The 11,087-nt window shown below is 68.2% G+C and carries 11 protein-coding genes; 6 read left to right on the top strand and 5 right to left on the bottom strand.

What is annotated here, in order from left to right; all coding sequences use genetic code 11:
- The coding region (locus A5747_RS12450) for a 1-acyl-sn-glycerol-3-phosphate acyltransferase (protein WP_076124569.1) at positions 1–648 on the top strand (648 nt) is incomplete at its 5' end.
- A 12-nt stretch (positions 649–660) separates the two neighbouring features.
- On the opposite strand, the gene A5747_RS12445 is transcribed toward A5747_RS12450, so the two are convergent.
- Positions 661–1,968, bottom strand: coding sequence for a glycosyltransferase 87 family protein (locus A5747_RS12445; RefSeq protein ID WP_083667117.1), 1,308 nt, complete (start codon positions 1,966–1,968; stop codon positions 661–663).
- A 111-nt stretch (positions 1,969–2,079) separates the two neighbouring features.
- Here A5747_RS12445 and A5747_RS12440 point away from each other — a divergent pair, with 111 nt between their 5' ends.
- The 3 genes from A5747_RS12440 to A5747_RS12430 are packed head-to-tail and all read left to right on the top strand — an operon-like array spanning position 2,080 to position 4,908.
- On the top strand, positions 2,080–2,940 hold the full coding sequence (locus A5747_RS12440) for a hypothetical protein (protein ID WP_170874504.1): 861 nt from the start codon (positions 2,080–2,082) through the stop codon (positions 2,938–2,940).
- A 28-nt stretch (positions 2,941–2,968) separates the two neighbouring features.
- Complete coding sequence (locus A5747_RS12435; protein ID WP_076124548.1) at positions 2,969–3,478, top strand: polyadenylate-specific 3'-exoribonuclease AS; 510 nt, start codon at positions 2,969–2,971, stop codon at positions 3,476–3,478.
- Between the two features lie 44 nt (positions 3,479–3,522).
- Positions 3,523–4,908, top strand: a complete 1,386-nt coding sequence (locus A5747_RS12430; RefSeq protein ID WP_076124546.1) for a class II 3-deoxy-7-phosphoheptulonate synthase — start codon at positions 3,523–3,525, stop codon at positions 4,906–4,908.
- An 18-nt stretch (positions 4,909–4,926) separates the two neighbouring features.
- On the opposite strand, the gene A5747_RS12425 is transcribed toward A5747_RS12430, so the two are convergent.
- Positions 4,927–6,171 carry a protein kinase gene (locus A5747_RS12425; RefSeq protein ID WP_142245547.1) on the bottom strand — a complete coding sequence of 415 codons (1,245 nt, stop codon included), beginning with the start codon at positions 6,169–6,171 and terminating at the stop codon, positions 4,927–4,929.
- Between the two features lie 91 nt (positions 6,172–6,262).
- On the opposite strand from A5747_RS12425, the gene A5747_RS12420 reads away from it, so the two are divergent.
- The gene (locus tag A5747_RS12420; protein WP_076124563.1) at positions 6,263–6,667 is read left to right on the top strand and encodes an Rv2175c family DNA-binding protein; all 405 of its coding nucleotides are present in this window, start codon (positions 6,263–6,265) and stop codon (positions 6,665–6,667) included.
- A 3-nt stretch (positions 6,668–6,670) separates the two neighbouring features.
- Here the strand turns inward: A5747_RS12420 and A5747_RS12415 are convergent, their stop codons facing one another.
- The gene (locus A5747_RS12415; RefSeq protein ID WP_076124543.1) at positions 6,671–8,203 is read right to left on the bottom strand and encodes an alpha-(1->6)-mannopyranosyltransferase A; all 1,533 of its coding nucleotides are present in this window, start codon (positions 8,201–8,203) and stop codon (positions 6,671–6,673) included.
- 4 nt (positions 8,204–8,207) lie between these two features.
- Positions 8,208–9,257 carry a bifunctional (2E,6E)-farnesyl/geranyl diphosphate synthase gene (gene idsA2 / locus A5747_RS12410; RefSeq protein WP_076124540.1) on the bottom strand — a complete coding sequence of 350 codons (1,050 nt, stop codon included), beginning with the start codon at positions 9,255–9,257 and terminating at the stop codon, positions 8,208–8,210.
- Positions 9,258–9,438: 181 nt separating this feature from the next.
- Between idsA2 and A5747_RS12405 the strand changes: the two genes are divergently transcribed.
- On the top strand, positions 9,439–10,359 hold the full coding sequence (locus A5747_RS12405; protein WP_076124561.1) for a mycobacterial-type methylenetetrahydrofolate reductase: 921 nt from the start codon (positions 9,439–9,441) through the stop codon (positions 10,357–10,359).
- On the opposite strand, the gene A5747_RS12400 is transcribed toward A5747_RS12405, so the two are convergent.
- Positions 10,356–11,000 carry a DUF3153 domain-containing protein gene (locus A5747_RS12400; protein WP_076124559.1) on the bottom strand — a complete coding sequence of 215 codons (645 nt, stop codon included), beginning with the start codon at positions 10,998–11,000 and terminating at the stop codon, positions 10,356–10,358. The two genes, A5747_RS12405 and A5747_RS12400, sit on opposite strands and share 4 nt — an antisense overlap.
- Between the last annotated feature and the right edge of the window lie 87 nt (positions 11,001–11,087).

Here is an 11,087-nt window from a genome sequence, read left to right as displayed (position 1 = left end):
GCCAGTAACCACTTGGCGGTGATGGACAGCTTCTTCCTGCCGCTCGTCGTGCGCCGCCGCATCACGTTCCTGGCGAAGTCCGAATATTTCACCGGCACCGGCCTCAAGGGCTGGCTCAGCCGGTGGTTTTTCACCGCCGTCGGGCAGGTGCCCATCGATCGTTCCAGCGCCGACGCCGCGCAGGCCGCGCTCAACACCGCCGAGCACGTACTGTCCCAGGGCAAGCTCCTGGGCATGTACCCCGAGGGCACCCGGTCGCCCGACGGCCGGCTGTACAAGGGCAAGACCGGCCTGGCCCGGCTGGCGTTGCAAACCGGCGTCCCGGTGATCCCGGTGGCGATGATCGGCACCAACGTCGTCAACCCGCCCGGCACCACGATGCTGCGTTTCGGCAAGGTCACCGTCCGTTTCGGCAAGCCCATGGACTTCTCCAGATTCGAAGGGCTGGCCGGCAATCGCTTCATCGAGCGCGCCGTCACCGACGAGGTGATCTACGAGCTGATGGGGCTGTCCGGCCAGGAATACGTCGACATCTACGCGGCCAGCATCAAGGAACGCGGCGATGGCTCGGCGGACGACTCGGCTGATTCGACCGATCTGGAGTCGAACTCCGAGGCCGCCCGGATCCCCGAGACCGCCGTCGGCTAGCGGCCCCCTTGCTCAGCCGGCGGCCGTGGCCGGCGTGAGCGTCTTCGCCGCCGAGTCCCGCGAAGGCACCCGCGCGGTGACCGCGAAGCCGGCGGTGACTATGACCGCCAGCGCCCACCACACATAGGACGTCCCTACGAGCTGGCGCCACCAGTTCGCGGTCGTCTCGTGGTGCTTGGGCAGCAGATCGATCGGCGTCCACCTCATCAACGCGACGCCGACGAGGCTCACCACTGCCAGCGCGATGTTGCGGCGCCGCCAGCCCAATATCCCCGTCACCAACACCGCCGGCAGCACCCACACCCAATGGTGTGACCAGGAAACCGGCGAAACCACCAACCCGAACAGGGCGACGCAGATCAGCGCCAGCGTCGGCTCCCCGGCCCGCAGCACCCGCCGCATCGCCCAGATGGTCAGTCCCAGCACCACGATGCAGGCGGCCACCCACAGCGGAAACCGTTCGTGCTCACCGAGCCCCAGCCGGGCGAGCGCACCCGCGATGTTCTGGTCGGTGTTCAACGCCGTCTCGCCGATCCGGTCGGTGTGATGCACGGTGCGGGTCCAGTACTCCCACGAATCGCTCCACGCCAAGACGAAACCGAGCAGCGTCGCGCCCGCGAACGACGCCACCGCCGTCCACGCGGCGCGGTTGTCGCGGCGCAGCACGAAATAGAGGAGAAACACCGCCGGGGTGAGCTTCAGCGCCATCCCCACGCCGAGGAGCAGCCCCCGGGGCCAGGGTGTGCGGCGCGGCAGGCAGTCGGCGATCACCAGCGTCATCAGCACGACGTTGACTTGGCCGAAGGCGAAGTTCGAGGTGATCGGTTCCAGCCAGATGGTCGCCCCGGCCGCGATGACCACGGCCAGCCACAACCGGCGCAGCCAGGCCGGCCCGCCCAGCACGGTCGAGCGGCTCCACACGTCGAGGCTGCTCAGCAGGATCGCCGTGGAGGCGATCAGCAGCGCGGCTGTCAGCACCGTGATCGCCACGCTGGCCGCCGGCATGTGCAGCCAGGAGAACGGGCAAAAGACGATGGCGGCCAGCGGGGGATAGGTGAACGGCAGGTTCAGCCCGATCGGTGTGTGGAACAACACGTCGCCGCGGTACAGCGGGCGCCCGTCCAGCCAGGCCTGACCGCCCATCTGATAGATGTCGATGTCGATGCGGTACGGCGTGTGCCCGAACAGGCGCAGGCCCACGTAATACAGCGCCGCGGCGGCCAGCAGCCAAAGCAGGCACCACAGTGTCCACGACAGCAGCGCCCGCCGGGGGCCCCGTTCGCTCGTGAAGCCCACGCCGGGCGCCCGCCATCTACTCATGTCGCAGAACAGCGTAATCGGTGCGCACGGCGACGCGTCGCAGCGCGGCTCCAACTGCGCGGGCGCATCCGGGCGTAGGTTTCTAGGGTGCTCCACTGGTTCGTGCTCGGGGTGGGCCGCTGGTTCGCCGACGACATCGTCGACCGCGGCCGGCTGCCCCTGCTGTGCTGCCTGGTCGCGTTCATCCTGACCTTTTTCGTGACGAGAACGTTCGTGCGGGTTATCCGCCATCGCGCCGAAACTGGTCGTCCGGCCCGATGGTGGCAACCGCGCAACGTCCACATCGGGGGCATCCACATCCACCACGTGACGTTCGGCGTCGTGCTGGTGATGCTCTCCGGATTGACGTTGGTGACCCTGTCCGTCAGCGGGCAGGAACCTGAATTCACTTTGGCCGCAATACTTTTCGGGATCGGTGCGGCGTTGGTCCTCGACGAGTACGCGTTGATTCTGCACCTGTCCGACGTCTACTGGGAGGAAGACGGCCGCACCTCGGTGGACGCGGTATTCGCGGCGGTCGCGGTGGCCGGGCTGTTGATATTGGGTCTGCACCCGCTGATGTTCTTCTTCCCGTTCTGGCACGCCGCCGATTCGGTGGCGCTGCGCGCCGGGGTGGGCGGCGCCCTGGTGGTGACCTTTCCGCTGGCCGTCGTCGTGGTGCTCAAGGGCAAGGTATGGACCGGCCTGCTCGGCATGTTCATCGTCGTACTGCTGGTGATCGGTGCGATCCGGTTGTCACGCCCACACGCGCCCTGGGCCCGCTGGCGCTACACCACCCAACCGGACAAGATGCGCCGCGCGCTGCAACGGGAACGCACGCTGCGCCGCCCCGTCGTCCGGGCCAAGCTGTGGGTGCAGTGCGCGATCGCGGGCACCCCGCGCCTGCCCGACGAACGCATGGTCGACGCCCAGCTCGACCATGACGTGCATGCGGCATCGGCGCCGACGGTGCCCATCCTGATCGGCCGATAGGCCAGAGGCTTTCCCATAGGCTTTCTGAGTGCGGTACTTCTACGACACGGAATTCATCGAGGACGGCCGCACCATCGAGCTGATCTCGATTGGCGTGGTCGCCGAGGACGGCCGCGAGTACTACGCCGTGTCCACCGAATTCGATCCCGAGCGGGCCGGAAGCTGGGTGCGCACCCACGTACTGCCCAAGTTGCCGCCCCCGGCCTCGCCGTTATGGCGCTCCCGTAAGCAGATTCGCCTGGACCTGGAGGAGTTCTTCGACGTCTTCGGGGCCACCGAGCCGATCGAGCTGTGGGCGTGGGTGGGCGCCTACGATCACGTCGCCCTGTGCCAGTTGTGGGGCGCGATGCCGGGCCTGCCGAAGGCGTTACCCCGCTTCACCCGGGAACTGCGGCAATTGTGGGAGGATCGCGGGTCGCCCCGGATGCCACCGCGCCCGCGCGAGGTCCACGACGCCCTCGTCGATGCCCGCGACCAGCTACGCCGATTCCGGCTGATCACGGCGGCTGACGATGGGCCCGGGGATCGTTCGCCCTGATCAGTCGAGATCAGCCGGGGGCCGTCCCCAGTTACCATGGACCGATGAACTGGACCGTCGACATTCCGATTGAGCAGCTGCCGGCGCTGCCGCCGCTGCCGCCTGACCTGCGCGCCCGCCTGGACGCCGCGTTGGCCAAGCCGGCCGCTCAGCAGCCCAGCTGGCCCGCCGACCGGGCCGAGGCGATGCGCACGGTCCTGGAGAGCGTGCCGCCGGTGACGGTGCCGTCCGAGATCGTCCGGCTGCACGAGCAGCTTGCCCAGGTCGCGCGGGGCGAGGCGTTCCTGCTGCAAGGCGGCGACTGCGCGGAGACGTTCGTCGACAACACCGAACCCCACATCCGGGGCAATGTGCGCGCCCTGCTGCAGATGGCCGTGGTGCTGACCTACGGGGCCAGCCTGCCGGTGGTGAAGGTGGCCCGCATCGCGGGCCAGTACGCCAAGCCCCGGTCCGCTGACATCGACGCGCTGGGCCTGAGGTCCTACCGCGGCGACATGATCAACGGCTTCGCCCCGGATGCCGCGGCGCGCGAACACGATCCGTCGCGGCTGGTGCGCGCGTACGCCAACGCCAGCGCGGCGATGAACCTGGTGCGGGCACTGACCTCGTCGGGGCTGGCGTCGCTGCACCTGGTGCACGACTGGAACCGCGAATTCGTCCGGACCTCGCCGGCCGGCGCGCGCTACGAGGCGCTGGCCACCGAGATCGATCGCGGGTTGCGGTTCATGAGCGCTTGCGGGGTGGCCGACCGCAACCTGCAAACCGCCGAAATCTATTCCAGCCATGAGGCTTTGGTGCTCGACTACGAGCGCGCCATGTTGCGCTTGTCGGATGTCGAGGGAACGCCGCAACTGTATGACCTGTCGGCGCACACCGTGTGGATCGGCGAGCGGACCCGCCAGCTCGACGGCGCGCACGTCGCGTTCGCCGAGGTGATCGCCAACCCGATCGGCGTTAAGCTGGGCCCGACGATGACCCCGGAACTGGCCGTCGAATACGTCGAGCGGCTCGACCCGCACAACAGGCCCGGACGGCTGACGTTGGTGAGCAGGCTGGGCAACAACAAGGTTCGCGATCTGCTGCCGCCGATCGTGGAGAAGGTGCAGGCCACCGGTCATCAGGTGATCTGGCAGTGCGACCCGATGCACGGCAACACCCACGAGTCGTCCAACGGCTACAAGACCCGGCACTTCGACCGCATCGTCGACGAGGTGCAGGGATTCTTCGAGGTGCATCGGGCGTTGGGCACCCATCCGGGCGGCATCCACGTCGAGATCACCGGCGAGGACGTCACCGAATGTTTGGGTGGCGCGCAAGACATCTCGGACACCGACCTGGCCGGCCGCTACGAGACGGCGTGCGATCCGCGGCTGAACACCCAGCAGTCGCTGGAGCTGGCGTTCCTCGTCGCGGAAATGCTGCGCGACTAGGTCGCGCGGAAGAGCGAATCACAGCAGTCCGGTCAGATTGCTGCCGATCGTCCACGCCGCGGTGGCGACCAGCCCGGTGAGCGCCAGCACGAGCGCCACCCAGACCAGCACCATGCGGCGGGCGTGCTGACGCGCCCAGACGAAGTCGCTCATCGCGATGCCGGCGAATTCGCCTGAGACGGGCTGGTATTCGTAGTCGCCGTCGAGTTCGGAGTCGGACTGGGGGCTTGGCTTCGGTTCGGGCCAGTCTTCGGGCCCGCGGGTCAACTGGCGGGTGGGGTGGCGAACCGCGGCCTTGGCGGGCGCCTGCGGTTCCTGGCCGGTCACCGGGCGCTCGCTCATCCGGCTCTGCTGCGCGGCCGCCGAACGGTGTTGCGCGGAGTTACGCGGGGCCGGCACCCGGAATTCGGGCAAGCCCAATTCGTCGGCGATAGCGTCGATGTCGGCGGCCATCTCGATCGCGTCGGCGTAGCGGCCGGCCGGGTCGCGGGCGGTCGCGCGCGCCACCAGCGCGTCGAATTGTGGTGGCACACCGTCGATCGCGGCGCCGGCCCGTGGCACATCGGTATCCAGCCGCTGGTAAGCGATCGACAACGGCGAGTCGCCGGTGAACGGAGTGCGCCCCGTCAGCAGTTCATAGGTGAGGATCCCGACCGAGTAGACGTCGCTGCGCGGACTGCTGCTGCCGTTGCGCACCTGCTCGGGAGACAGGTAGGCCGCCGTGCCCAGAATGACGCTGGCGGAGGTGATTCCAGCGGCGGCGACGGCACGCACCAGCCCGAAGTCGGCGATTTTTACGTCGCCGTCGTCGGAGATGAGGACGTTCTCGGGCTTGACGTCGCGATGCACCAGGCCGGCCAGGTGCGCGGCCGCCAGCCCACCCAGCACCGGCCGCAGCACCGCCACCACCGCGTGGGGCGGCATCGGGCCGCGTTCGGCCAGCAGCTCGCGCAGCGTGCCGCCCTCGATGAGCTCCATCACCAGGAACGGGTGCCGGGCGTCGGTGCCCTGGTCGTAGACCGCGACGAGGCCGGGATTCTTCAGCCGCGCCACCGTGCGGGCCTCGAGCTGGAAGCGGGTCAGGAACTGCGCGTCGCCCGCGTAGCGGGAATCCATCACCTTCAACGCCACCGGGCGGTCGAGCCGGGTGTCGAGACCCCGATAGACCGTCGACGTACCGCCGCTGGCGATCTTGGCCTGCACCAGGTAGCGGCCGTCCAGCAACGTGCTCTCCAACGGGTCGCCCGTGCCGGCTCGGCTCACGGGGCCATCGTAGGGGTGGCGGTCCGATTGGCGGCGAAACATTAGCTTGAACGCGCCCACTCGGTCGCGCACCAAGGCCTACACTTGCGCGGTGGGCAGTTTTCCGGCCGGCGACGATGTTCTAGAACCCGACGAGCCAACCTACGACCTGCCACGGGTCGCCGAGTTGCTCGGGGTGCCGGTAAGCAAGGTGCAACAGCAGCTGCGGGAGGGCCACCTGGTCGCGGTGCGGCGCGGCGGGGGTGTGGTGGTGCCGCAGGTCTTCTTCACCAATTCCGGCGAGGTGGTCAAGAGCCTGCCGGGGCTGCTGACGATCCTGCACGACGGCGGGTATCACGAGACGGAGATCGTGCGCTGGCTGTTCACCCCAGACCCGTCGCTCACGGTCACGCGCGACGGCAGCCGCGACGCCATGAACAACGCACGCCCCGTGGACGCGCTGCACGCCCACCAGGCCCGCGAAGTGGTGCGCCGGGCGCAAGCTATGGCTTACTGAGCGCTACTGAGAGCTACTGACTCTGACCGGTTCAGGTGCCCGGTACAGCGTGCGCCACGCGATCAGCGCGGCCGCGAGCGCCAGGAAAACGTGCGGCCAGGAATACATCCCGTGCGATCCATCGGGTTTGAAGATCACCATCACCCAGGTGGAGAACCCGGCGATGGCCGCCAGTGCTCGTCGTGACTGGGTCAGCGGGGACATGACCGCCAGCGGCCAGGAGTAGTACCACGGCAGGGCCGCGGGGACGAACAGCACCACGATCAGCATCGACCACGCGATGCCGGCGAGCGCGGCCCGGTCGTCGCGCCGGAATCGCCACCACAACAGCGGCAGCGACACGGCGATGATCGCGATCCCGATGTAGCGGGTGATTCGTAGCGTGGCATAGAAATTGACGGGGAAAAACCCGCTCCCCAGGGCGTGGATCAGGTTCGCCGTCGCGGTCGGCACCGTGAGCCAGTTGATGATCTTCACCGACCCGGCCAGCGCGGTCAGCCAGCCCAGCCCGACGCCCGCCACCGCGGACAAGATCGCGAAAACCACGGTGAAGATCAGCAACGACAACGCGGTCGCCGCCACGAACGCCCGCACCGGCCGATATCCCCGTTCCTCGCGCAGATGCCGCATCCACACCCACACCAGAAACGGCAACGCGATACCGGCGGTGGCCTTGACGGCGATCGCGACCGTGATCAGGGTGACGCCGAGGGTGTGCCGGCCCTGAAAAGTCAGCGCGATGCCGGCGGCCATCAGGCCGACCATCAGCATCTCGTTGTGCACCCCGCCCATCAGATGGATTAGCACCAACGGGTTGAGCACGCAGATCCACAGCGCGGCGGCGCCACTGGTGCCCAGATGGTGGGCCAGTCGGGGCGCGGCCCAGATCAGCAGCGCCAGCCCGGGCAGCATGCACAGGCGCAGCAGCATGGTGCCGGCGATGACGTGGTTGCCGACCGCCATCGTGACCACTTTGGCCACCAGAATGAACACCGGGCCGTAGGGCGCCGTGGTGATGCTCCAGATGGGGCTTACGTTGTCCAGCAACGCATTTGGATTGGCGACAGGGCCCACGGCGTACGGGTCGAAGCCGTCGCGCAGGAGCGCGCCCTGGGCCAGGTACGAGTAGGTGTCGCGACTGAAGACGGGCACCGAGACGAGCAACGGCGCCAACCAGAAGGCGGTGGTGGCGCGCATCGTGAATTCGGTTGCGGTGCCGGCAACCACGCGGCGGCCCAGCGCGAGCCACGCGATCAGCAGCAGACCCACACCCGCCCACAACAGAATCGACGACAGCACCAGTCCGTGTCCGAAGCGCAGCCAGGACATGTGAATCGATTCGAGCACGGGGTCGTGCGGCTTGGTGCTGCCGGCGCCCAGCCCGCCCAGGGTGATCAGCACCGAGCCCACAAAGCCCAGCCGCGCCGGCCCGGCGTCCGGAGTGGCAACGAAGGCACGCAACCGTGAAAAATATTGGGCGAGTGAATGTTTCGTCGCCGACGGTCGATCGGCCGGGGTGTCGGTCGGGGTCGTCATCGGTTCAGGCGGCCCGGTCCGTGGCCATCTTGGCCAGTTCGGCCAGGCCCACCTTGGCCGCGGCGTTGATCGGTGCGGCCTCCAGCGTGGCCAGGGCCCGCTGGGTCAGCGCCGCGATGCGTTCCTCGGCCGCGGCCAGGGCACCCACCGACTCGATGATGTCGCGCAGGTTACCCACTTGCGTTTCGGTCAGGTGCTCGCCGATCGAGCCGCGTAATACGTTGGCCGCCAAGGGATCTGATTTGTCGGCCAACTCCACCGCCTCGGCCAGCAGCACGGTGCGCTTGCCGGATCTCAGGTCGTCACCGGACGGCTTGCCGGTCACCGCCGGGTCCCCGAACACGCCCAACACGTCGTCGCGAAGCTGGAACGCCACGCCGAGGTCGGTCCCGAACCGGTCGAAGACGGCCTGCACATCGGGTCTGTCGGCCGCGGCAGCCGCACCGAGCTGCAGCGGTCGGGTCACGGTGTAACACGCGGTCTTGAAGGTGTCGACGTTCATCGCCGACGCGATCGACTCCGCGGCGCTCGCCTCGGCGACGATGTCGAGGTATTGCCCACCCAGCACCTCGGTCCGGATCTCGGCCCACACGCGGTGCACGCGCCGCTGCGCCTCGGGCGATATGTCGGCCCCGAACACGATGTCGTCGGCCCAGGCCAGCGCCAGGTCGCCGAGCAGGATGGCCGCCGATTCGCCGAACTTCTCGGCCGAACCCCGCCAGCCGCGGTCACGGTGCAGCGCCGCGAAGTGGACGTGGGCCGTCGGCCTGCCGCGGCGCGTGGAGGAGTCGTCAATCACGTCGTCGTGCACCAGCGCGCACGCGTGCAGCAGCTCCAACGCGGAAAACAGCAGCAGCACCTTGGAATCGGGCTCCGCGGTTGCCACCGCGCGCCAGCCCCAGTAGGCGAACGCCGGCCGCAGCCGCTTGCCCCCGCCGAGGACAAAATCTTCCAGGACGGCAATCAGATCGCGGTAGTCGTCACCGATGTAGGCGGTCTCGGTGCGCCGCTCGCGCAGGTACCGCCGAAGCCGGTCGGTCACGGCGCCGGTCAACTCGACGGTTGCCGCTGCTGCCGCTGCATCCAGGCTCAGCGCGGCGCCCCTTTCTTTCGATGGTTCGGTGCTCCACGGGCCCGACCAGTGTATTCGGCCTGGGCCGCGGGCCCCCAGTTGCTGCGCCCCTATGCTGGCGGGGTGCCTCGCCCTGGGCACTCGTCTGATGAAGAGGAGCCGCGTGACCCTCAACACCATCGCGCTCGAGCTGGTGCCCCCCAACGTGGAAGACGGTCGGGAGCGGGCGGAAGAAGACGCGCGAAAAGTGGTGCGGTACTCGGCCGAATCGGGTCTCGACGGCCGGATCCGGCACGTGATGATTCCGGGCATGATCGCCGAGGAGGACGACCGTCCCGTCGCGATGAAGCCGAAGCTGGACGTGCTGGACTTCTGGTCGATCATCAAACCCGGGCTGCCCGGGCTCGACGGCCTGTGCACCCAGGTCACGGCGTTCTCCGACGAGCGGTCCCTGCGCAAGCGGCTCACGCTGCTATCCGACGCGGGCATGCAGGGCGTGGTGTTCGTCGGAGTCCCGCGCACGATGAATGACGGTGAGGGCTCCGGGGTTGCGCCGACGGATGCTTTGTCGATCTACCGCGACCTGATCCCGAATCGTGGAGTGATCCTGATTCCGACGCGCGACGGCGAAGAGGGCCGGTTCAACTTCAAGTGCAACCAGGGCGCGACGTACGGCATGACGCAGTTGCTGTACTCCGACGCGATCGTGGGGTTTCTGACCGAATTCGCCAAGAACACCGATCACCGACCGGAGATCCTGCTGTCGTTCGGCTTCGTGCCGAAGGTGGAAAGCCGTGTGGGCCTGATCAACTGGCTCATCCAGGATCCGGGCAACGCCGCGGTGGCCGACGAGCAGGCGTTCGTCAAACGGCTGGCCGCCAGCGAGCCCGCGCAGAAGCGTCAGCTCATGGTGGATCTGTACAAGCGCGTGATCGACGGGGTCGGAGACCTGGGTTTCCCGCTGAGCATTCACCTCGAGGCCACCTATGGCGTCTCGGGTCCGGCGTTCGCGACCTTCGCGGAGATGCTGGCCTACTGGTCACCGGACCGGTCACCGGACCGGTCGCCCGACCGGCGGGTCTAGCTGGGCGGGTGATCCCGCGGCGCGGTGAACCGCTCGGAGCGGTCCCGGCCGACCCAGGCCAGCACCCCCACCACGGCAGCGGCCGCGAACGACGCGATTCCGAGCCAGACGCCCGCCCCGGTGAAGGACCGGGTATTGGGGTCGGTGTAGCGGGCCTGGGCGGTCATCGTGCTCACCACGCCCGGCTTGAGCTTCCAGGACACGACGGTTGGCTCGATGTGATCGCCGTTCGTCGAGGTCACCACGCCGGGGAACGCGACGGTCAACTCGACGTCCGCGTCGTTGTCGGTCACCGACGTCAGATCGGCCCGGCCGTCCATGATCACCAGGTTGCCGCTTCTGCGCAGCGACAGATTCACGCCCTGGGCGTCGGCGTTCATATGAGCCAGCTGCGGCACCTCGGCGAACGTCAGATCGGAGAACACCGCCTGCGAGCCGACGTAGCCGTCGCTGTCGTAGTTCGACACCGCCACTTTTTGGCTGAACGGCAGGTCGCCGCCGAGCTGCGGGCCGGGGTCCTTGGGGCTTTTCGGCTTGGCCGCCGCGATGATCTCCCCGGACACCAGGTCGTCGGGTGAGATGGTCAGCGACGCTCGGACCCGCAGGCATCCCGTGGCCAGCGGGACAAGCAGCAGCAGCATCGCGATGACCAGCACACGGCGCCGGCGGGCTGTGAATCCTCGGACTCTCAGTGATGCAGAGCTGGCGGGCACGAGGTCATCGTGCCA

The organism is Mycobacterium sp. IS-836 (assembly GCF_001954275.1).
Lineage (GTDB): Bacteria > Actinomycetota > Actinomycetes > Mycobacteriales > Mycobacteriaceae > Mycobacterium.
This window is presented reverse-complemented; position numbering and strand designations above follow the sequence as displayed.